Annotated in this window: 18 protein-coding genes and 1 riboswitch; of the genes, 13 read left to right on the top strand and 5 right to left on the bottom strand. The window is 61.5% G+C overall.

All coding sequences use genetic code 11. The annotated features are described in order from the left end of the window. Positions 1-27 precede the first annotated feature (27 nt). Positions 28-1,515, top strand: a complete 1,488-nt coding sequence (locus CJ178_RS10025; RefSeq protein WP_095886630.1) for an HNH endonuclease signature motif containing protein — start codon at positions 28-30, stop codon at positions 1,513-1,515. Here the strand turns inward: CJ178_RS10025 and CJ178_RS10020 are convergent. Continuing rightward, positions 1,488-2,318, bottom strand: coding sequence for an alpha/beta hydrolase (locus CJ178_RS10020; RefSeq protein ID WP_095886629.1), 831 nt, complete (start codon positions 2,316-2,318; stop codon positions 1,488-1,490). The genes CJ178_RS10025 and CJ178_RS10020 overlap by 28 nt on opposite strands. A 116-nt stretch (positions 2,319-2,434) precedes the next feature. Here CJ178_RS10020 and CJ178_RS10015 point away from each other — a divergent pair, with 116 nt between their 5' ends. From CJ178_RS10015 to CJ178_RS10005, 3 genes are read left to right on the top strand one after another with little or no spacing between them, the layout of a single operon-like run. Continuing rightward, positions 2,435-2,971, top strand: coding sequence for a hypothetical protein (locus CJ178_RS10015; RefSeq protein WP_095887921.1), 537 nt, complete (start codon positions 2,435-2,437; stop codon positions 2,969-2,971). Continuing rightward, on the top strand, positions 2,971-3,543 hold the full coding sequence (locus CJ178_RS10010; RefSeq protein WP_033231305.1) for a YdeI/OmpD-associated family protein: 573 nt from the start codon (positions 2,971-2,973) through the stop codon (positions 3,541-3,543). The genes CJ178_RS10015 and CJ178_RS10010 overlap by 1 nt, the downstream gene beginning before the upstream one ends. Positions 3,544-3,557: 14 nt before the next feature. Then, positions 3,558-4,484 carry a sucrase ferredoxin gene (locus CJ178_RS10005; RefSeq protein ID WP_095886628.1) on the top strand — a complete coding sequence of 309 codons (927 nt, stop codon included), beginning with the start codon at positions 3,558-3,560 and terminating at the stop codon, positions 4,482-4,484. Between the two features lie 29 nt (positions 4,485-4,513). Here the strand turns inward: CJ178_RS10005 and CJ178_RS33195 are convergent, their stop codons facing one another. The 3 genes from CJ178_RS33195 to CJ178_RS09995 form a co-directional block, all read right to left on the bottom strand. Beyond that, positions 4,514-4,636 carry a hypothetical protein gene (locus CJ178_RS33195; RefSeq protein WP_255285219.1) on the bottom strand — a complete coding sequence of 41 codons (123 nt, stop codon included), beginning with the start codon at positions 4,634-4,636 and terminating at the stop codon, positions 4,514-4,516. 112 nt (positions 4,637-4,748) lie between these two features. After that, positions 4,749-6,869: an MMPL family transporter gene (locus CJ178_RS10000; protein ID WP_095886627.1), complete on the bottom strand. Its 2,121-nt coding sequence runs from the start codon at positions 6,867-6,869 to the stop codon at positions 4,749-4,751. A 155-nt stretch (positions 6,870-7,024) separates the two neighbouring features. Further along, positions 7,025-7,525 (bottom strand): hypothetical protein, encoded by a 501-nt coding sequence (locus tag CJ178_RS09995; RefSeq protein WP_033231302.1) that lies wholly within the window; start codon positions 7,523-7,525, stop codon positions 7,025-7,027. Positions 7,526-7,683: 158 nt separating this feature from the next. Beyond that, positions 7,684-7,811, top strand: a riboswitch (cobalamin riboswitch). A 175-nt stretch (positions 7,812-7,986) separates the two neighbouring features. Between CJ178_RS09995 and CJ178_RS09990 the strand changes: the two genes are divergently transcribed. From CJ178_RS09990 to CJ178_RS09950, 9 genes are all read left to right on the top strand, one after another. Continuing rightward, on the top strand, positions 7,987-8,940 hold the full coding sequence (locus tag CJ178_RS09990) for an ABC transporter substrate-binding protein (RefSeq protein ID WP_095887920.1): 954 nt from the start codon (positions 7,987-7,989) through the stop codon (positions 8,938-8,940). Further along, positions 8,937-9,977, top strand: coding sequence for a FecCD family ABC transporter permease (locus CJ178_RS09985; RefSeq protein WP_033231300.1), 1,041 nt, complete (start codon positions 8,937-8,939; stop codon positions 9,975-9,977). Before CJ178_RS09990 ends, CJ178_RS09985 begins: the two co-directional genes overlap by 4 nt. Further along, positions 9,974-10,741, top strand: coding sequence for an ABC transporter ATP-binding protein (locus CJ178_RS09980; protein ID WP_095886626.1), 768 nt, complete (start codon positions 9,974-9,976; stop codon positions 10,739-10,741). The genes CJ178_RS09985 and CJ178_RS09980 overlap by 4 nt, the downstream gene beginning before the upstream one ends. After that, the gene (locus tag CJ178_RS09975; RefSeq protein ID WP_257013086.1) at positions 10,738-11,508 is read left to right on the top strand and encodes a (2Fe-2S)-binding protein; all 771 of its coding nucleotides are present in this window, start codon (positions 10,738-10,740) and stop codon (positions 11,506-11,508) included. The genes CJ178_RS09980 and CJ178_RS09975 overlap by 4 nt, the downstream gene beginning before the upstream one ends. Positions 11,509-11,628: 120 nt before the next feature. Then, the gene (locus CJ178_RS09970) at positions 11,629-14,916 is read left to right on the top strand and encodes an error-prone DNA polymerase (protein ID WP_095887919.1); all 3,288 of its coding nucleotides are present in this window, start codon (positions 11,629-11,631) and stop codon (positions 14,914-14,916) included. Between the two features lie 47 nt (positions 14,917-14,963). Beyond that, positions 14,964-15,149: a hypothetical protein gene (locus CJ178_RS09965; protein WP_033231297.1), complete on the top strand. Its 186-nt coding sequence runs from the start codon at positions 14,964-14,966 to the stop codon at positions 15,147-15,149. Between the two features lie 550 nt (positions 15,150-15,699). After that, complete coding sequence (locus CJ178_RS09960; protein WP_095886624.1) at positions 15,700-19,791, top strand: Pls/PosA family non-ribosomal peptide synthetase; 4,092 nt, start codon at positions 15,700-15,702, stop codon at positions 19,789-19,791. Next, positions 19,788-20,528: a BPL-N domain-containing protein gene (locus CJ178_RS09955; RefSeq protein WP_080711574.1), complete on the top strand. Its 741-nt coding sequence runs from the start codon at positions 19,788-19,790 to the stop codon at positions 20,526-20,528. The genes CJ178_RS09960 and CJ178_RS09955 overlap by 4 nt, the downstream gene beginning before the upstream one ends. Further along, a complete protein-coding gene (locus CJ178_RS09950) occupies positions 20,525-21,760 on the top strand; it encodes a heparan-alpha-glucosaminide N-acetyltransferase domain-containing protein (RefSeq protein ID WP_095886623.1) in 1,236 nt (411 codons plus the stop codon). Before CJ178_RS09955 ends, CJ178_RS09950 begins: the two co-directional genes overlap by 4 nt. Here CJ178_RS09950 and CJ178_RS09945 read toward each other — a convergent pair. Next, on the bottom strand, positions 21,717-22,493 hold the full coding sequence (locus CJ178_RS09945) for a BPL-N domain-containing protein (protein ID WP_095886622.1): 777 nt from the start codon (positions 22,491-22,493) through the stop codon (positions 21,717-21,719). The two genes, CJ178_RS09950 and CJ178_RS09945, sit on opposite strands and share 44 nt — an antisense overlap. Positions 22,494-22,546 lie beyond the last annotated feature (53 nt).

Below are 22,546 nucleotides of genomic sequence, written 5' to 3'. Positions count from 1 at the left end.
GAACAGGATTTCGATTAGGGTGGGGGAATGTTCGATTCGGGGGTGGGAAGTTTCGGTATCTCGGCGCAGCTGAGTGGTACCGAAACCGATTGCGCCCTGGTTGATTTGATGGCCGAGTTGCATTCGTGTGAAGCGATGTTGGTCGAGCGGAAGCTGGCGGTGGTGGCGGAGTTCTTCACCCGCCGCAGTGCCGAGCATGTCGAGGGTGGTACGTGGACGTCGTCGGCGCACGAGTTGGCGGAATCCGAGGTCGGCGCGGTCTTGACGATGGGCCGTGCTGCGGCGGGGAAGCTCATCGGTTTGGGTTTTGCGTTGAAGACGCGGTTGCATCGCACGCGGGCGGCGATGGCCCGCGGTGAACTCGATTTCTATCGTGTCGGTTTGATCGAGTCCGCGACCGCGAATGTCGGTGACGAGTTGATCGACGAGGTCGAACGCTTGCTGCTCGAGCAGGTGTTGGCTCCACCGGTGGACGGTGGTATCGGTTTGACGGGTCGCCGGTTGACGGCGGCGATCGACCGGATTGTCGCCCGCGTCGATCCGGAAGGGATGCGGGAACGACGACGCCGCGCCCTCGCCGACAGGTTTGTCGGGGTCAGCGCCGCCGAGGACGGCATGGCCCGCATCCTGGGCAGTATCCCGGCGGAGCAGGCTCGGGCGTTCGACGGCCGGTTGCGGGAGTTGGCGATGTCGGTATGTCGCCACGATTCCCGCACGTATGAGCAGCGAAGAGCGGACGCGTTGGGCGCTTTGGTGAGTGGTTCGACGGTGTTGGTGTGCGACTGCGACCGCGGTGATTGCCCGCAGGACCGCAGTGGTTTGGTGATCATGCGCCGGCCGTTGGTACATGTCGTAGTACACGATTCCGCACTGCACGCAGGGTCGGATGAACCCGCTCATCTCGACGGGTACGGCGTGATCAGCGCCGAACATGCCCGCGACATCGCAAAAGACGCCACGATAAAAGAAGTGCGCGTACCCGCAGATCCCGAACCGACACCTGAGCCTGCCTCGGCATCTGTGTACCGCCCCGGAGCGGCACTCGATGCGTGGCTGCGGGTCATCGCGGGAAGCTGCCAATGGCCGCACTGCGATGTCCCGGCCTGGAATTGCGACCTCGACCACAACGATCCGTTCAACCACGCGGACGCTGCACAGGGTGGCAAGACGGTTGCGTCGAATCTGAGTGCGTTCTGCCGCAACCATCACCGCCTCAAGCACTCCGGCAAGCGGCTGCTCGCCCCGAATCCGGATCGCAGCCTCACCTTGACCTCGCAGACCGGTCATTGCTACCGCACCAGGGCTGCCGGACTACTCACGGGGATGCAGGAACCACCGCCACCGGAAGGCGGCAAACCGCGACGAACTCGACTGGAGAACAAAGCTGCCCGCATCCGAAGCGAACGCAATCACCGGCACATCAAGATTCAGCACCGGACGGCACAACTCTCCACACCCCGAAAGCACGTGCCCAGCAAGCCCGTCGACTACGGCAACGACCCACCACCGTTCTGAGTGCCTGCTGTGTTGCGGCTCAACCATGCCAAGCTGTAGTCCGCAATTTCACGCCAACCGTGATCGATGGTGAGTGAGTGACCACGGTCGTCGAATACCTTGTACTCGTTGACCGTTGGCGCTTTGTGATACATCTTGAACGAACTGTCGGTGCTGGCTTTCGGGACCGTTCGATCTTGTCCGCCGCCGATCATCAGCAGCGGACCGCGTTCGGCGTTGAAGTCGACGTGGGCGGGGCTGTGGGGATTGAAGTTGGCGAGCGCAGCCTCGAAGAGTGGTTGCCCGGGTGCCGGAATTACGTATCGCTCGTAGAGCGCGTCTGATTCACTCTTGGTGATTGCACTGGCAAAGGATTTGTGAAAGGAATCTCTGGTGTGCGAGTAGGTCTTCCGATAGTTGGCGGGATTCGACAAGACCGGGAGAACGGTACGGAGCTGAACGAGGGGAAGTTTCAGGACACCTTTTGGTTGTGCGGGGTCGATTGCTATTGCAGCGGAAGCTAATTTCCGACCCAGAAGTTTCTGTGCGATAAGCCCGCCGAAGGAATGTCCGACCACGATCGGTGGAGCATCCAAGTCGGCGATCACCTTGGCATAGTGTTCGGTGATCTCGTCGATTCCGTGTCCCGCAATGTTTTCGGGGTGTTCTCGGGATTCCCCGACGGTGGCGCCGTCGCCAGGCCAACCGGGCGACATGGTGCCGTATCCGCGTTCGGCGAAGGCCTGGGCCCAGGGGTCCCACGCGCTGGGATGCATCCACAATCCGTGGATGAAAAGTACCGTCGGTTTGGCGGCAGTGGGCATGAGGACTCCTGTGATCGATCAGTTCTGATCGTCAGGGAATGCCCATTTTTGTCCAAGTCATTCACCCGGACGCCGCCACTGACGTGAAGCCGCACACAACTGGCAAGATTGCTGACATGTTCAGAACTTCGAATCAGCGATCCATGGCTGTGTGGTCCGCGGTATTTGTTCTCTCCCAGGCGAATATCGTCAGACTTCTGGGGCCGGTGGGTCCGCGGGTTCTGGAGGTGCAGACGGCATTCTCCGCACGTCGGTACCGCGAGGTTCTGGCGAAGATGGACGGCGCGGAGACGGCGCGGTTCCGCAGTCACTACTACCCGGACTTTGTTCATCCGGCGATCTACGCGATTGCATTGCGCGCCGCCGGCCGACGGTTGGGGGAGCGCACCCCGCTCTCGCCGACGGTTCGCAAGGCGCTTGCCGCGGCGCCGGTGTTGTCCGCTGCCGGTGACTACGTCGAGAACATCGCCGGGCTGTATCTGCTCGATCATCGTGACAACATCACCGACAGGACGGTTCGGATCACCACAGCGGTGAGCATCAGCAAATGGGTGCTTGCACTGGGAACTCTCGGATATCTGTCGCAGGGATTTGTCAGAGTATGGGTAGCTCAGTGGCCGGGTGGCCGTAGGAATCGGGTAGAGGAGTACTGATGGCGCCGGAACTGGATATCGAATACTTTGCGGACGGCGCGGAATTCCGTCGGTGGTTATCCGAGAATTACGACGTGAGTCCAGGGGTGTGGCTGAAGATGGCCAAGAAGTCATCACCCCATTCGTCGATCGACTACGACCAGGCGCTCGATGTCGCTCTGTGTTTCGGGTGGATCGACAGTCTGCCGAGGAAGGTCGACGACAACTTTTTCTTGCGGAAGTTCTCGCCGCGCACGACGCGTAGCCCGTGGTCGAAACGCAACGTGGAGATTGTCGCGAGGCTCGAGAGCGAAGGATTGCTCGAACCCGCGGGCATTGCTGCAATCGAGAAAGCCAAAGCCGACGGCAGGTGGGAGCGCGCGTACGAAGGATCCGCGAAAGCCGAGGTGCCGCAGGATTTCCTCGACGCATTGGCCTTGAATCCCCAAGCGCAGGCCTTCTACGAGACGTTGAATTCGACTAATCGGTTCGCGATCTTCTATCGCCTGTTGGAAGCGAAGCGCCCGGAGACCAGGACCCGCCGGATACAGAAGTTCATCAGCCAACTCGAGGAGGGTAAGAAGTTTCACTGACGAGGGCTGACACAATGGCACTTGTGACCGAAGCCAAGACCTGCTCAGCGTTGTCTGCCGTCGACGAACCGTTGGAAGGCACGGCGGCCGTTGTGCGTGGTTGGGTGTGCCTCGAGTTTGTCGGTGCCTGGGGTCGGGATGTTCTCGACGGCACGGCTCTCGGGGAGGAACTTGCCACCGAATTGAGTCGACGCGCGGACGCTGCGGACGTGCGTGTGATGTTCATCAGACATCCCGGTCGACACGAGACGCTGTCTGCCGGTCGCGCACTGTCTGCCGGTCACACGGTGCTTCTTGCTCGTTCCGATCCCGATGATTCGTGGTGTGAACGACTGCAGATCGATTCGCCGTTCGATCTTCTCGACATCGACTTCGCTCTGCTCAGTGGGCCGGCCCCAGGACTGGGTGTCAGGGTCGAGGAACCTGTGGTGCTGGTGTGCGCGCACGGAAAACGTGATCAGTGTTGCGCAGTTCTGGGCAGGCCGATTGCGGCGGAGTTGGTTCCGGCGTTCGGTGAGAATGTATGGGAATGCTCGCATACGGGTGGTCATCGGTTTGCGCCGTCGATGATCCTGTTGCCCAGTGGCTATACCTACGGCCGACTGTCCGGGGCGGAAAGCCTTGCGGCGGTGGAGTCAGCGGTTCGCGGTCAAGTTCATCTTCCCGGGTTGCGGGGCCGGAGTCCGTGGAACTCGGTGGGACAGGTCGCGGAAATTGCTGTCCGGCAGTACATTCCCTGCGGCATCGACGATCTGACTGTGGACGATCTGGGTGGTCAGTTGTGCATCGTCGAGCACGTCGACGGTCGGAGTTGGGAAGTGGAAACGCAGACGTCGGAGTTGGCTCCGCGTCCACCCAGCTGTGGGGCGGATCCCAAACCTGTTCGGCCCGTTGTTGCCACGTCGGTTCGCGAACTGGGTTCGGGTCTGATTCTTAATTAGTCGCAGTCGTGATCAGTCGCAGTCGTGCATCAGTTCACCAGGATTCCGTCGTCGGCGTCGAAGTCCAGTCCCGCCGTGACGATGCCTGAGAACAGGAATGCCCCGCCGACGGCGATGGCGGGGACGGTGAGAATCCACTCGAAAATTGTCATGCTTCAAGTCTGACGACCCTGGCGCCGAAGAACATCGCCCCAGAGATCCATATACGCGATCGGGTAGTCATCCTCGAGGATGACTACCCGATCAGGGAAAACCAGGAGCGGGTCAGTGCCCGATGCCGACCTTCGCGTGGATTTTCTTCATCCACTCCGGCGCCCACCAGTTTGCTTCGCCCATGAGCTTCACCAGGGACGGAACGAGGAGCATGCGGATGATGGTCGCGTCGACAATCAGCGCCACGATCATGCCGACTCCGAGGAACTTCATCACTCCAAGACCTGACATGGCAAAAGCGCCCGTCACGACGATGAGGAGCAGTGCTGCGGCCGTCACGATGCGGCCCGTTCTCTCGGTGCCGAACTTGACGGCCTCTTCCGTTGTCGCGCCGTCGTTCTTCGCCTCGACCATGCGCGACATGAGGAACACTTCGTAGTCGGTGGACAGTCCGAAGACAACGGCCAGGATCAGGACAACAAATGTTGCTTCGAGCGGTGTTTGGCTGACACCGAGAAGTTCGACGCCGTGGCCCTCCTGGAAGACGAAGGTGAGGACGCCGAAGGTGGTTGCCAAACTCAAGGCAGCCATCAGCACAGCCTTGATGGGCAACACAATTGATCCGAAGGCGAGGAACAGCAGAATCAGGGTCGAACCGACCATGATCAGAATCATGACCGGCAACCAGTGCAGGACAGCGTTGTTGCCGTCGTCGACGGTGGCTTGCCCGCCGCCGACCAACAATTCGGCACCGTCGGGCGCAGGTATCTCGCGTAGATCGGTGACAGCGTCACTTTGGGACTGCGGCGTGGATCCTTCGCTGTAGAACGCTTGGATTGCGATCAGCGAGTTGGTGCTCGCGACGACGGTAGCCTGCGCGATGCCCTCGACTTGGCTTGCGGCTTCGGCTATTGCCGTGCCTTCGGCAGGGTTGAGTACGGTATCGCCCTCCGCCTGCAGGATCAGTGTTGCGCCGTTCCCGGTCTGGGGAAATTCGTTGACCAGCGTGTCCATTGCAGTACGAGCGGGGTCGTCGGTGGGCAATGCGGTGTACGAGAGTTCGCCAAGTCGCGCGCCCAGCAGCGGCGACGCCAGTACGAGAAGCAGGGTGACAATCGTGATCGATACGGCAACAGGTCGTTTCATCACCCACGTGACGACGCGACCCCAGAACCTGCGTGAACGTTCTTCTCCGCGTTGGGCTGCGCCCTTGCGCCACGTCAACGAGTTGATGCGGTGGCCCAGAATGGCAAGCAAGGCGGGTACCGCGGTCAGCGACAGTACTGCCGCGCTCAGTACGGCGGCGATGGCGCCGAACCCGAGTGAACGAATCACAGCTTGGGGGAACACGAGCATGCCGCTGAACGCGCAGATCAGCAGCAGCCCCGAGAACATCACGGTACGACCGGCCGTCAGGACCGTGCGGGTGGCTGCGGCACCCGGTTCGGAACCGGAGTTCAGTTCCTCGCGGTATCGCCCGACGACAAACAATCCGTAGTCGATGGCAAGGCCGAGCCCCAGCAGTGAGGCCACGTTGATCGAGAACGAACTGACCTCGGTGACCGACGTCAGAACTCGCAGTACGGCCAAGGCGCTCAGCACGCTCAAAACTCCGACAAAAACCGGTACGGCTGCAGCGACAAGACCGCCGAAGATGAAGACCAACAACACGAGGGTGATCGGGATGGCTATGGCCTCCGCGACAACAAGATCCTTCTCCAGCGTGGTGTTGAAGGCGACACCGACTACCGTGTTTCCAGCGAATTGTGCTTGCGCGCCTTCCACTTCGAGCGTGGGGAGCAGATCGGAAAATGTGGCGGAGGTGACTCCGGAATCCGGTGCCAAGGTGATGGCAACCGCGCCCATCGTTCCGTCGTTGGAGACCAGATTTGCCTTGGTCGCGGCGTCGGCGGTCCAATACGACTTCACCGAGGCCGTCGGGACGTTGGCCGTGAATTCGTCGACGGTGGCTGTCACCGCCGGGCCGATGTCGTCGAGACTTCGGCCGTCGGTCGGTGTGTAGATCGCAATGATGTCCGCGGTTTGCGGTCCGAGGTTTTCCTCGACGATTGCTGCGACCTTCGCGGAGTCGCTACCCGGGTCGACAAACCCTCCTTGGCTGAGCTTTCCGAATACTCCGAGACCCCACACGCCACTGATCAGCACGATGAGAACTGCGAGCGAGAGCACCCACCATTTTCGGGAAACGACGGTTTGGGCCCAGCGTGTCATTGATCAACTCCGGTGAAATTTTCGGACATGGCCGTACCGACTGTATCGGGGGGAGGGATTCTGTATCCGGGGAGGGATTCTGGGCATGACACACCGTTGCCGCTGAACGTAAGTCACGTTCAGCGGCAACATCGGCTAATACCTGGTGCGTGGAGTCAGCGATTGTCCTTCTTGGCCTGACGCCGTGCACCGGCGGCGATACTGGACGCTTCGAACTTCTTCTTGCCCGGAGAACTACGAGTTTCGTCGACGCGAGCCTTGCCCGCGGACGCGACCTTTCCGTTACCCGTGTCGATGTCGCTGAAGGACGGTGCGTCCTTGCGAGCGCGGCCCAGCCGCTCGTCCTTGAGCTCTCGGGCGCTCTGGCGCGAGACCGCTGCCAGCCGGCGGCTCACTCTGCTGAGCGCGTCTTCGAAAACTTCTGCTTTGCCGGCGTTGCGCGCATTTGCCGACTTACCGGATCCGCGTCCCTTCTTCTCGGCCACTTTTGCCGAACCCGCACGTCGGTACAACTTTGTGTACTTGTTGCGGGCTCGACGAATGCGCGTGTGCAGGGCGATCAGTTCGTCTTCGTCGAGTTCGGCAATCTGATCCTTTTTGGTCTCGAGGATCAACACGTATTCGTCCTCGGAAAGGGAATTCAGAATCTTTTTCACGTCTATTCCGATCTGTCCAGAGTTTCCGAATTTCGGTGGTACCGCATGCTAATCCTTTTTCGAGGTCCGTGGCGGAATACCGTGCTCTGGAGAGAGTCCGGAATGTACGTGGCGAGGCCGCCTGCGATTCGGTTCGGATGTGTCAGGCATACTGCTGGAAGCACTTGCAAGCCATGCGTGTGGGGGAAGCCGGTCCAATTCCGGCGCTGACCCGCAACGGTAGGTTCGTTCTCGAATCATCGAGAATGAATGAGCCCGAATGCCCGCCGCGTGGTGTGCGACATCCATTCGTCGTGGTCTACGAACCGGAAGTCCAGCGAGAGCACTGCCCGCGGATTCCCTATACGTGGTGGGTGTTCTCCCAGGATTCTCATTCGTGGCTCTGAGCCCTTTTGCGAGGTCCCGTGTCACTCAAGATTTCCCCCACCCGCGCCGTTGTCGTGTTGATCGCGACTGCGTTGATGGCCGCCGGTTGTTCGAAAGGTGAGGCAACCGAAAACTCCGCGTCGACGGAGTCGTTCGCTCAGCCGGTCAGCATCACCAATTGCGACCGTGAACTGGTCTTCGATTCACCGCCGCAGAGAATTGTGTCCTTGAACGGCCATGTCACCGAAGCACTTATCGAGATCGGCGCGGGTGACCGCATTGTCGGACGGGCATACAGCGACAACCCGCCCACCGCGGAGACAGCCGAACAGTTCAACAAGATCCCCAGTCTGTCCGACACGTTCCCGAGTGCCGAGCAGATTCTGGACGTGGATCCCGACTTCGTTGTCGGCGGTATGACCAGCGCATTCAACGAGAAGCAGGGAAGATCACGCGACGCGTTTGCCGAGAAAGGGATCAATACCTTCCTCTTCTCGGAATACTGCGGCACCGGTTTCCCCGATATCGGGCTGCTCGAGAACGACTACGCCCAACTCGGCCGGGTCTTGGGTGTCGAGGATTCCGCTCGCGCCGTAGCCGAACAGATCAGCTCTGGCCTTGACGCAGTCCGCGCGTCGATCGGCGATGCCGCGCCGGTATCCGCGTTCTTCTACGACAGCGGTGAGGATGTTCCGACCACGATCGGTGGCGTCGGCGTCGGGCAACTGGTTGCCGAGTACTCCGGCGTGACAAACATCTTCTCCGAGGGTGCCAAGCCCTACATCGATGCAAGCTGGGAGGCTGTTGCCGAGCGCGCGCCCCAGGCGATCGTCGTCATCGACTACGGAGACAAGACAGCGGATCAGAAGATCGACTTCCTGCGGTCCCAGCCGTTGATGGCAACCACTCCGGCTGTCGCGCAGAACCGATTTGTTGTGGTGCCTCTTGCCGATCTCTTCGAGAGTTCCCGTTTGGTGCGCTCGGCACAGACCATTGCGAGCGCTTTCCATCCGGGTGCTGCTACTGCAGGCACTGACCCGGCGAAGTGACACTTTCACGTTCCGGTTACGGCGCTCTGCTGGCCGGACTGCTGGTAGCCCTGGCAGCCATGCTGGGGTTGGCGGTGTCGTTCGGGTCGGTGCGCATTCCCGTCGGTGACGTGTGGGCGATAGTCGGAGCACGCTTGGCGCCAGGGACTTTCGAGACCTGGTGGACGGCGGCGCGGGAGTCGATAGTGATCGACTCCCGCCTGCCGCGCGCCCTCACCGCTGCCGTGGTGGGTGCGTCGTTGGCGCTCTCAGGTGCGGTGGCACAGGCGGTCACCCGCAATCCGTTGGCCGATCCGTACCTTCTCGGTGTGTCGTCCGGCGCGGGTTTCATGGTGGTGCTGGTTTCCGTGCTGGGTATCGGTGTCGGTGTCCTGGGCGTTTTCACGATTCCCGTCGCGGCCTTTGTCGGCGCGATGATCCCGCTGTTCCTCGCCCTGGTGATCGGTGGCAGATACCCTCAGCCCACGGCGATCATCCTGGTGGGAGTTGCTCTGGCCCAGATCTTCTCGGCGCTCATCACGTTCTGCATTCTGGTTCTGGCCGACGATCGGCACGTGACGTCCGTGATGCACTGGATAGCAGGCGGATTCGGCGATTCGAGATGGTCGACGCTGATCTTCCCGACCGTCGCGCTTGTTGTCGTCGGAGTTGCGTTGCTGCTCAGCGCGCGTTGGATGGACGTCCTGCAGACCGGCGACGACGGCGCCGCAGCCTTGGGTATGAACGTGCGACGCTTCCGCGTGTTGTCACTGCTTGCGGTGTCCGTCCTGGCCGGCGCTGCGGTGAGCGTCGCAGGCGGCATCGGTTTCATCGGATTGCTGATTCCGCACCTTGCGGGATTTGTGGTGGGTACCAGAGCAATCCGTCTGCTTCCCGCCGCCGCATTGCTGGGCGCAGTGGCGATGGTGGCTGCTGACACGGTGGCACGCTCGGTGTCGGAATCGACAGAGCTCCCGGTGGGTGTGATCACTGCCTTGGTGGGAGCGCCGATATTCGTCTGGATGCTCTACCGGCAGTACAGGAGGTTGGAGCAGTGATTCTCGAACTCGTCGACACGCGGGCCCGGCTCGGAAATCGTGAGGTGTTGCACGGCATAGGTTTCCAGGCTTCCGCAGGTGAGATTCTCGGCTTGGTCGGCCCGAATGGCAGTGGCAAGACGACTGCGCTGCGTTGCTGTTACAACGCGCTGACTCCCAGCGGTGGTGCGGTGCTGATCGATCGGGTGGACGCGACGGCATTGTCGCGCAGGGAGATTGCCCGAACCGTCTCGGCCAGTGTTCAGGAACCGGCGGTGTCCGGTGGGCTTTCGGTGCGTGAATCCGTTGCTCTCGGACGCACGCCGCACCGAAATTGGCTGGATCGCACGACGGAGCGAGACGGCAACATCGTGGATCGGTGCATTGAACAGGTCGGTCTCGAGGCACTGGCCGGTAGGGACGTCGCGACGCTCTCCGGTGGTGAGCGTCAGCGCGTATCCATTGCCCGGGCGCTGGCGCAGCAACCGAAGATCCTGTTGTTGGACGAGCCGACCAATCATCTGGACCTGCGGCATCAGCTGATCGTGATGGAGCTGCTCACGGAGTTGGCGTCGCAGGGGTTGGCCGTCGTGGTCACGATGCATGATCTTCGCCTGGCCGTCGAATATTGCGATCGACTGGCGGTGCTCGAGGCGGGAAACTTGCGGGCGTGTGGGCCCACCGCTGCGGTGCTGGAAGAATCGTTGCTGGCCGAGGTATTCGGGATCAAGGCCCGCGTGGAGCACGGGGTGCGTCCGCGGATGGAGATTGTGGGGCTGGCGTGAATAACGAGATAGGCGCGATCTACGCGCGGATGGCGGCGGCGGTTCCGTTTTTCGAAAGCCTCGACGCTTATCCGGCGACCATCCCGGCCGAGGTGATGGCGGACCCGGACTGGATGGCAGCGCGCGTCGCGGATACGGCAAAGCGGTGGGGAAGTGACGAGAGCCGGGTCAACGGCACTTTGTGGTGGTATTCGGCCAGTTCCACGTTGACCGGCATCCCGCTCGGAACGGGGTTGGTCACCGGTTTTGCCGCCGATCCGTCGCTGTCCGGGGCCCGGATTTTCCTGCGTGACGACGGCTATCTCGGGGGATTTGTTGCTGCTTCTCTCATCCCGATCACTGTCGGTGTTGACGAGTTGGCTCGGGCGATGCACGAGGCATTGACGCCTGTCATCGAGGTGCTGGCCGAGGTGTCCGGAGTGCGCGCGAAGGCGTTGTGGGCGATCACCACCGATTCCATTGCCAACCGCGCGCTCGATGCGGCAGGCGTACGCCGTGAGCGCGGAAGTGCCTGCGCTGCTGGATTGATCGATGCCCTCCGTAGTGCGGGCGCGCCCATTCCGCGGCCTCGTTTTGTGGATGTGAACGCGGGGGCGAACGCCGCGCGAGTGGAGAATCCGTTGACATCGGTGCCGGCGGGTCGACGACGGTTCACCCAGCGTGCGTCGTGTTGCCTGATCTACGAGGTGCCAGGCGAAGCCAAGTGCACCAGTTGCCCCAAGCGTGCGCCCGAGGATCGTGTGGGGTTGCTTGCCGCTCTTGTTTGACGGATGGCGGGTGAGCTGCCAAACTTGGAGGCATCGAACATAAGTTCGATGCACGATGCGTCTTCCCTCCCAGCATCGCGACTGTTCGCAAAGGCACTGTTCGCAATCGGTGAGGCAAGTATGGGCTGGGGTAATGGACCGCCGACGTGGTCCGAGATGGAACGAGTTCTGTCGGGACGCGCCGGCCGAGTCGAGCACGAAGATCTGTTTCCCGGGGACGGAAACGACAGCCCGGCATGGTCACGCAAGCGTGGGGAGTACACCGCCGGTGAACTCGCTCGCGGCAACAGCACCGTGCCGTACGCCGAACTTCACGCCCATTCTGCGTTCAGTTTTCTCGACGGCGCCTCACCTCCGGAAGAGTTGGTGGAGGAAGCCGTCCGACTGGGCCTGGAAGCTATTGCCGTCACCGATCACGACGGTTTCTACGGAGTGGTGCGGTTTGCCGAGGCTGCTCGAGAATGGGGAATGCGGACGGTGTTCGGGGCGGAGTTGTCCTTGGACTCCACACCGCGAGTGGGGGCGGCCGATCCCGGTGGGACGCACCTGTTGGTTCTCGCGCGCGGGCAGGAAGGCTATCGCCGGCTCTCCCGTGAGATCGCGGCAGCTCACCTGGCCGGTGGTGAGAAAGGGAAGTTGCAGTACAACTTCGACACCTTGACCGAAGCTGCGGGTGGGCACTGGCAGATCCTGACCGGGTGCCGGAAAGGTCATGTGCGGCAAGCTCTCACCGCCGGCGGGAAAAGCAGCGCCGCTGCGGCTTTGCGGGATCTGGTCGAACGTTTCGGCGCCGACCGGGTGGCGGTGGAGCTCACCCATCACGGGTTGCCGGAGGACGACGAGCGCAATGCTGTTCTGGCACAGCTTGCCGCCGAACAGGGATTGCGAACCGTGGCGACCACGGCGGCGCATTTTGCGGCGCCCCCGCGTCGCCGGTTGGCCATGGCGATGGCTGCGGTTCGCTCCCGGCAGAGTCTGGACGACGCCGCCGGATGGTTGGCTCCGACGGGTGGGGCGCACTTGCGTTCGGGTGAGGAAATGGCGTCGTTGTTCTCGCTCTACCCGGAGGCGGTCAGCGGAGCTGCCGAACTGGCCCGTGAGTGCGCTTTCGATCTGAGGCTCATCGCCCCCAAACTGCCGCCGTTCGACGTACCGCCTGGCCGCACCGAGGCGTCGTGGTTGCGTGAGCTCACGATGGCGGGGGCGTTGGATCGTTACGGGCCGCCCGAGGGTGCGGAGAAGGCGTATCGACAGCTGGAACATGAGCTGGCCGTCATCACGTCCTTGGACTTCCCCGGGTATTTCCTCGTTGTCCACGACATAGTTTCGTTCTGCAAGAACAACGACATCCTGTGCCAGGGACGAGGTTCCGCGGCAAACTCGGCGGTGTGCTACGCCATCGGCATCACCAACGTCGACCCGGTTCGTAACGAGCTCTTGTTCGAGAGATTCCTCGCACCCGAGCGCGACGGTCCGCCGGACATCGACGTGGACATCGAATCCGACCGCCGCGAAGAGGCAATCCAGCACGTGTACACCAAGTACGGCCGCGAGTATGCCGCACAGGTGGCCAACGTCATCACCTATCGAGGGAAATCGTCGGTGCGGGATATGGCTCGGGCACTGGGCTTTTCGCAAGGACAGCAAGACGCGTGGAGTAAGCAGGTCGGACGGTGGGGCGGCATCGACAAGAACGCCGAGACGGATATACCGCGCCCGGTGCTGGAACTGGCCGCACAGATCGAGGGGTTTCCCCGGCACCTCGGTATCCACTCCGGCGGCATGGTCATCTGCGACCGCCCGATTGCCGACGTCTGCCCGGTGGAGTGGGCGCGCATGGCCAATCGCAGTGTCCTGCAGTGGGACAAAGACGACTGCGCTGCCGCAGGTCTGGTCAAATTCGACCTCCTGGGCCTGGGAATGCTCTCGGCCCTGCACTACATGATGGATCTGGTAGCCGAGCACAAAGGCGTCACCGTTGATCTGGCGCAGTTGGATCTGCAGGAAACTGCGGTGTACGAGATGCTCCAGCGGGCAGATTCCGTGGGAGTGTTCCAGGTGGAATCGCGTGCGCAGATGGCGACGCTGCCGCGTCTCAAACCGCGGAACTTCTACGATCTGGTCGTCGAGGTTGCCCTTATCCGGCCCGGTCCGATCCAAGGTGGGTCGGTGCACCCCTACATTCGTCGGCGCAACAAACTCGAACCTGTCACCTATGATCATCCCTCGCTCGAAAAGTCCCTGAAGCGCACACTCGGTGTTCCGTTGTTTCAGGAACAGTTGATGCAGATGGCCGTCGACGTCGCGGGATTCACGCCGTCCGAGGCAGACCAACTGCGTCGAGCCATGGGGTCGAAGCGTTCCACCGAGAAGATGGAACAACTGCGCGCGCGGTTGTATCAGGGAATGCGCGACCTTCACGGAATCGATGACGCAGTTGCCGACCGTATCTACGAGAAGTTGTACGCCTTTGCCAATTTCGGTTTCCCGGAGAGTCATTCGCAGAGTTTTGCCGCACTCGTCTTCTACTCGTCGTGGTTCAAACTGCATCATCCGGCAGCGTTCTGCGCCGGACTGCTCCGGGCTCAACCGATGGGGTTCTATTCACCGCAATCGCTTGTCGCCGACGCCCGCAGGCACGGGGTGCGAGTGCACGGTGCGGACGCCAACGTCAGTCTGGCGCATGCCACCGTCGAAGCGGCGGGGCTCGAAGTGCGATTGGGGCTGGGCGACGTGCGCAGTATCGGTGACGCACTGGCCGAGAAGATCGTAGAACAGCGCACTCTCGGCGGGCGGTTCACGTCATTTCTCGATCTGACCGGAAGAGTGGAACTCACGACGGCACAAGCGGAATCGCTGGCGACGGCCGGTGCGCTCGGTAGTTTCGGAATTTCGCGAAGAGAAGCGTTATGGGCTGCGGGCGCTGCAGCGGGGGAGCGCCCTGATCGACTACCCGGGATGGGGGCATCGGTCACTGCCCCCACCTTGCCCGGTATGAGCGACGTCGAACTGGCGGCGGCCGACGTGTGGGCTACCGGAGTATCTCCCGACACTTATCCGACGCAGTTCCTCCGCCCGCAACTCGACGCGCTTGGCGTGGTCCCGGCGTCCGGGCTGCTCGACGTTGCGGACGGTGATCGAGTGTTGGTCGGGGGAGCGGTCACACACCGTCAACGCCCGGCAACCGCGGGGGGTGTTACGTTCATCAACCTCGAAGACGAAACCGGGATGGTCAACGTGGTGTGTTCGGTGGGGTTGTGGGCCAAGTACCGAAAGCTGGCCAATACGGCGCCGGCGCTCCTCATCCGGGGGAGAGTGCAAAACGCAGAAGGCGCTGTGACCGTCGTGGCAGACCGGATGCAGCGCATGGACCTCCGTGTCACGGCGAAGTCTCGGGATTACTGCTGACAGCGCAAACGATTAGCGTATCCAGCGCATGTTTGGCAATTTAGTTGATGAAATTCACCCCCGATATCACCCTTTTGGTGATTGGCGTCGACGTGGTGTCATTCACCCCCGGTTTCATCCTTTCTTTCTCATTCTTTGCCTTGTTGTTCGAGTATCTTTTCGGTGTCCATGGACTCGTCGAGGCAACTGTGGGCGTCCGTCGGGAAATTTTCGTCGCAGCGCGCGCATGGTGAGGTTTCGGGCTTCCCGCTAGGGACCTTCGGCGATGCTCGACCGTTCGCGGTGGTGTGGTGCATCGTGGTGTGCGGGTAAGTGGTCTTCGACCGAAATGCGGTTTAGCTGGTCTTTTGAGCGAAAATGCAGGACAACCCGGCGGCGAATATCAGTCCGATGGGCAGGCCGGAGTTGATACAGAAGTGAGTGTCGCCCAAAAAATGGGACGAAAGTCACATTGACGGCAAATGGTCCTAAATCGGGCATGGGAGGAGACGTTTCCTCTGGCAGTTGTCTGCGAGTTACCCGTGAATCTGCTGGCAGTGGGTATTTCTTGATAGCGCGTCGATTTGTGCGGAAAAGAAATACGGAACTTTTGGATTCCAAACCTCTGGAATCGAGCAATTTTCGCGCTGGTTTTTTTAATAGGAACGACGTAGCGTCCATCCGTGCAATCAATCAGCTAGTTGAGTAGTGAAGTACAGGCAAGTGAAGTACAGGGCCGGGTTCCGGACTGGGGAAGCCGGAACACGGTGCGAAGGGGCGGGATTCATCCCGCGGAGGGAAATCATGTCGGAACACAAGGGCCTGTGGGCTGACGCCTGGTCCGGGTTGGGGACCACGCACGGCGCTCGGCCTACGGTTCGGCCTACACGGCCTCGCCGCCTGAATCACGTATTCGAAGCAAGTGCGGACTCCGTTCCGGACGCAATCGCGCTCGAGTGCGATGGATTTGCGATCACCTACCGCCAACTCGAAGATCGATCGAATCAGTTGGCGCACATGTTGATCGGTGAGGGTATCGGGGTCGGCTCACGTGTAGCGATCTTCCTGAACCGCTCGGTAGATACCTATGTAAGCCTATTGGGCGTGCTCAAAACCGGCGGCACCTTCGTGCCGATCGATCCAGGTGCACCGTCCGATCGTGTTGCGTACGTGGTCGAAGATGCCGGAGTTCAGCTTGTGCTGACCTCGACAGAGTTGGAGCCGAACGCCGAGGAATGCAACGTCGCGCGGCTTACCCTCGACACGAACGTGGCGGTGTTGAACTTCCAGCCACAGCATCGGCCGACCCTGGATCCGCAATCGGACCCGGACCCCGCCTGCTACATCCTGTACACGTCTGGTTCGAGTGGTCGACCCAAAGGCGTCGAAGTTGCCCAGTCGAGTATCTGCAACTTTCTCGACGTGGTTCCCGACGTCTACGATGTTCGGCCGAATGATCGTGTCTACCAGGGTATGACGATTTCCTTCGACTTCTCGATCGAGGAAATCTGGCCCACCTGGGCCCGCGGCGCAACCATCGTCGCCGGACCGACGGACAGTCGGCGACTTGGCGGCGAGTTGGCGGATTTCCTCGAAGAACGCGCCATTACGACGCTGTATTGCGTACCGACTCTGCTCGCCACGATCCCGCGCGATCTGCCCAAGATTCGTAATCTGCTGGTCGGCGGTGAAGCGTGCCCGCGTGAGCTGGTGGAACGGTGGGCGCGTCCGGGGCGCAAGATCCTCAACACGTACGGGCCCACCGAGGCAACTGTTACCGCAACGTGGGGTGAACTCCTGCCAGGTCGGACGGTGACGATCGGTCGCCCACTCCCGACGTACTCCGTCGTCATTCTCGACGAAGCTCGCGGGCTGGTACCCCACGGTGAGGTGGGCGAAATCTGCATCGGCGGACGCGGTGTTGCGCGTGGTTATGTCGGACGCCCCGACCTGACCGCCGACAAATTCATCGATCACTTTTCCGTGCCGGCGGGCCAGAAGCTCTACCGGACCGGCGATCTCGGACGCTGGACGTCCGACGGTGAGATCGAATATCTGGGCCGCGCCGATGCCGAGGTCAAGATTCGTGGTCACCGAGTTGATCTCGGTGAGATCGAAAGTGTTCTCCTGGAACACCCGTCGGTGTCGGAAGCCGTGGTGGCGCTGGTCGCCGCATCGGAAAACGAGACGCCGTCGGAACTGTGCGCGTACATGGTGCTGGTCGACCCGATCGAGGACGAGTACCTGGTCGGGGAACTCGCCAAGGCGGTGTCGCAACGACTTCCGGCGTACATGGCGCCCGCATTTGTCGACTTCATCCCCGCATTGCCCGTGATGCCCAGCGGCAAAGTAGATCGATCGAAGCTCCCGGAACCGACCCGGCGACGTTTCTCGGCTCCGACAGGCCCGGTAGTCGAACCCCGGAACGAGCAGGAAGTAGCGGTTCGCGATATTTGGGCGCGGGCGTTCGGCATACCCGCAGACGAGATGTCGGTCGAAGCAAACTTCTTCGAAGATCTTGGTGGCCATTCGCTGCTGGCAGCAACGGTTATCTCTGCCCTGCGTGAAAGTGGCATCGGCGCAACTCCCTCGATCCGAGATCTGTACAGCCATCCCACTGTTCGCTCGATCACGCACGCGCTGGCAGCAGTGGGCTCCCAGCATCCGATTGCCCCGAATGTTGCTGTCAAACACACGGATACGGAAGTGGCTCGCGCCGGAGGCATCCAGTTGGCAGTGATCTATGTGTTCCTGCTGATCACGACGCTTCCCGTCTCGTACGTCTACACGAAGAACGACGGTTTTGTGTCGGTGCCGGTTCTGTTCGAGATGTTGGCAGCCATCATGCTCACGTATCTCTGCGTGCGCTGGTTTCTTCCGGTCATCAGTGCGCGCCCACTTGCCGCAGGAATCAAGCCTGGGCGATACAAACTCTGGGGTCCGACGTATCTGCGGCTGTGGACACTCGACCTGCTCCTCGCGGTCGGTGCTTTGCCCGTGGTCAGCGGATCGCCGTTGATGTCGATCTATCTCCGCATTCTCGGTGCGCGCGTCGGGCATCGCACTACCATCGCGACGTCCTCGATATCGTTGCCGACACTGGTCGAGATCGGAGACGGCGCATCGATCGGTTACGGTGCGACCATCCGGCCGTGGCGCGTCGAATCCGGTTCGGTGACGGTGGGGAAGATCGTCATCGAATCGGGTGCATTTGTCGGTGCAAACGTGGTGCTCGAACCTGGATCGACCGTCGGGGTACGCGCCGCACTCGGTGATCAGTCGCTGCTTCCGTCCGGGCACATCGTGCCGCAGGAGGCCAGGTGGGCAGGATCGCCGGCAGTACCGACCGAGTTCTTGGATCCGGCTGTGGAAACCATGATGCGAGCCGAAAGTGTCCGTGCCCGTTGGAAAGTGCGTCACATCCTCGCAGCAATCGCCGGTCTGACGGCGCTCGAAGTGGGTGCCATCGCCCTGATGGTTCCCGGTATCGCACTGGTCTGGGGCGCCCTCCTGGCATGGGGTGTTTTGGCGGGACTGGTGGCGACGTTGTTTACCGGACCGATTTTCGTGATCACTGTCTGTGTTTTTGTTGCCGTGAACAAACGACTCGTTCTTCGCAACGCGCCTGCCGGAATGCATCCTGTTCGCTCGGGTCTTGGTATCCGCAAGTGGATGGTCGACAAGTTGCTCGAGTTCAGTTTGCTGTTCACGAACTCGCTGTACGCAACGCTGTATACCGCGCCGTGGTTGCGGTTGCTCGGGGCGGACATCGGTCGCGGAGCAGAAGTCTCCACCGTGTCGCATATCGACCCGGACATGCTCACCGTCGGCAAGGACAGCTTCATCGCCGACATGGCCAGCGTGGGAAGTGCGAGCTTCGCAAACGGCCGGATCATGTTCCAGCCCACTCGAATCGGCGAACGCACCTTCATCGGTAATGCCGCGGTTATCCCGTCGGGTATGGAGATCGGCGACAATGCGTTGATCGGTGTCGCGACGGTGCCGCCTGTGAACGGTGTTCCGGAAGGCACGTCGTGGCTCGGTTCGCCCGCTATCTACCTGCCGAACCGTCAGGACAGCGGAGATTACGACGACGCCCTCATCTATACGCCGCCGCAGGATGTAGTGCGTGATCGCTACGTGATCGAGTTCTTTCGCGCCACCTTGCCACCCACAGTTCTCGGCGTGAGCTTCTACCTTTATCTGTTGGTCTTGTCCTCCTTGGCATTCGGGCGAGCACTTCCCGTTCCGGCCCTCGTTGCGCCGCTGGTCGCGATGGCGTCGAGCCTTGCGGTGATCGGATTCTGCGCGGCGGTGAAGCGAAATACTGTGGGACGCTACGAACCTCGGGTTGAGCCGCTCTGGAGTAAGTTCGTCCGCAGGTCCGAATTTGCGACCGGGCTCTACGAAAGCGCGGCTGTGCCGATCGGCGTCGGGATGCTGGTGGGTACCCCGTTCCTGCCGATGGTGCTGCGCTGGTTCGGCACGACAATCGGCAAGCGGGTGTGGTTCGGAACCACCTATCTCACCGAATTCGATCTCGTCCACGTCGGCGACGACGCCACTATCGGAACCGAGTCGTCGCTGCAGACACACCTTTTCGAGGACCGTGTCATGAAGATGTCCACGATCACCATCGGCGATGGCGCCAGCATCGGGACACGATCGATCATCCTCTACGACACGGTTGTCGGCGAGGAAGCCTCACTCAGTCCGCTGTCGTTGCTCATGAAGGGCGAAGAGCTTCCGGCGCGGACGAGTTGGCGCGGAATTCCCGCTGAGGGGATTCGCGCCGACGACAGCTCGACTGTTCTCCTCGAGAAAGCTGTCCTCGAGAAAGCTGTCACCGACCAAGCTGTCACCGACATCGTCGTCGCGCAAGGAGTGTCCGCATGAAATGGGTATCGCTGTCTCAGAACAAGACCCGTCGAAGCACGACCTACAGCACGCGGCCGCACCCGCGGGCACTCGTGTACCGCGGCCCCGCGTCGTTACCGGGGTGCCCGGAAGCCGTCGCAGATCTGTTGTCGTCGAGCGCCTGGAACTTCGACGTGCGCTTTGTCGGACCGGACGAGGAGTTGCAGATCGACGATTCCACGCTCCATTCGGCGGCGCTGTACGCACAACCCGGCGGCGGTGACCTGGACAGGGCGTTCACGCACCTGCGCCGCCATGTTCCGGCGATTCAGCAATTCGTCCGATCCGGTGGACGGTACTTGGGATTCTGCCTCGGTGGTTACCTCGCGGGCCGCAGCCCCGGGTTCGAACTGTTTCCCGGTGATGCAGACCAGTACGTCGCGTTGCAGAACGCCGAAGTGCACGACACAAAAGGTGCTGTACTCGAGGTGGATTGGAGCGGCCAGATCGAGGAAATGTACTTCCAGGACGGACCGTACTTCTCACTCGACCGGCATTACCGGGATTACTACGATTCCGAGGCAGCGATTCTCGCGCGGTATCAGAACGGAAGTATCGCGGCTTTGAAGATCGACTACGGCAAAGGTCGGGTCGGGGTAGTCGGGCCGCATCCTGAAGCCGACGAATCCTGGTATCAGGGTGACGGTTTGCGGGCACCCGAGCACCTCGCCACCGACCTGGGGTACCGCTTGATCAACGCGGTGATGACCCGATGACAGCCAGTCCGCTCGCGCCGACGGAGCAGATCCCGGTAGTGGAAAAACAGCGACTTCTCGGGATCGACGCCGCCCGCGGTATTGCCCTGCTTGGCATGATGGCCGTCCACTCACTGATCGCCGTGAGCGACGACGGATCCCCGACACTGTCCTACGGCATTTCGGCAGGGCGATCGTCTGCGTTGTTCGCAGTCCTGGCCGGTGTGGGAATTGCCTTCACGACCGGTCGCGCGCGGGTGGAACGTGGTGATCGTGGTGCCACCGCAGCGTCACTGGCAGCGCGTGCCGCGGTGGTCGGGGCCATCGGATTGATCATGGGATACACCCACGCGGAACTAGCCGTGGTGATCCTGCCGTACTACGCGATCCTTTTCGTGATCGCTATCCCGCTTGTCTTCTTGCCTACACGTGCAGTTGCAGCACTCGGCCTGCTGATCGCTCTTGTCGTGCCGGCCGTCATCGAATTTTTCGGGACATCGCTCCCCGCACCGAGCTTGGACAACCCGACGTTGGTCGGCATTATCGAGAATCCACTCGGATGGACCGTCGAACTGCTGTTGAACGGGGAGTTCCCGGCTCTTCCGTGGACTGCGTACATGTGTGCCGGTATCGTCATCGGCCGGTTGAAGCTGACATCTGCGAACGTGGCCGGTTGCTTGTTGGTGTTCGGCGCTGCACTTGCAGTCGGCACGCGAATTCTGTCCGAGGTCTTGATCTTTCATCTCGGCGGACTGGAACACCTCATGGCGGGCAGCGAATTGTCGCGCGAGGAAATTCTCGACATCATCGCCTACGGCGCCGACGGTTCGGTGTTCGGTTCGACGTGGTGGTGGCTTGCCGTCGACGGCCCGCACAGCAGTACGCCGTTGGACCTGTTGGGGACGATAGGGTCGTCAATGGCCGTGATCGGGGCGATGCTGTTTCTCGGCCACCTGGCGGGGACAAAACTGGATACGTTGGTCAAGGTCGTGATGGTGCCCTTGGCTGCCGCCGGATCGATGACCTTGACGCTGTACGTGCTTCACATCTGGTTCATCAATTCGAACTACGACACGTACGGCGCGTGGACGGGGTACATCCTGCAGGTTCTGGCCGCTTTTGCCATCGGACTTTTTGTGAAGTTGACTACCGGGCGTGGACCGTTGGAAGCGTTTGTGACGATGGTGGCAAACCGAAGCAAGAGGGCTGTTACCGAGAGGGCGTCCACAACTGCTCCGGCGCACCACGCCTGACCGTATCGATCAGATCGTGGCCCAGGTCGAATCGGATTCCGTCCGGATTGGTGAGACCGCGTGTGTACCAGGACCGCTCGGCTTCCGGGTGTGGTCCGACAACGCCGACGCGTCCGAGGCCTAAGTCGCTGACCACGGCTGCGATCTTCCCGTTGCGGTAGCGCGCCAAGACCTCCACCGGGGCGTCCTCGCGCAGTACGAAGATAGGGCCGTCCTGGAAGAACATCGTGCGTTCCTCCTCGCGCCAGGTGACGTTCACGATTGTGTTGCCTGTTGTGTCGATCTCGGACTTGCGGGACGAGATATATCGAGCGGTGTCTCCCGGCAGCAGTCCGAAACCCGGTGTGGCCCCGGCCAAGTAGCCGCCAAGGCAGAAGCCGAGATAGTGTCCGCCGGTTCGGACCCACTCGCGGATCGACTCCGCATGTTGTTCCATGTGGACCCATGCCGCCGACAGTTCCCCGCCACCAGGTTGTGCATAGAGCGATGCACTCGCCAATGCTGCTGCCGTCAACGGAACATCTTCGTCCGGACCGCAGAACGTCACGTCGTACGGATCGGACGAGGATTCGAGTAACCGACCAACCGCCTCGGGGCAACCGGGTGATGATGCCGGCCCGCGGTAGACCAAGGCGCGCCGGGGACGGATTCGGGTGGAATCGGCTGACGCGACAACAGTTCCGCCGATGGCGACCAGCGCAGCGGCCGAGACGAGGAAGGTGCGGCGATTCATCGCGTGATCAGTTCAGCTTCGCCCGGCAATCATGGGTTCACTTTATCGAACTC

Origin of the sequence: Rhodococcus sp. ACPA4 (assembly GCF_002300185.1) — a bacterium.
In the GTDB taxonomy this organism is placed as follows: Bacteria; Actinomycetota; Actinomycetes; order Mycobacteriales; family Mycobacteriaceae; genus Rhodococcus_F; species Rhodococcus_F globerula.
This window is presented reverse-complemented; position numbering and strand designations above follow the sequence as displayed.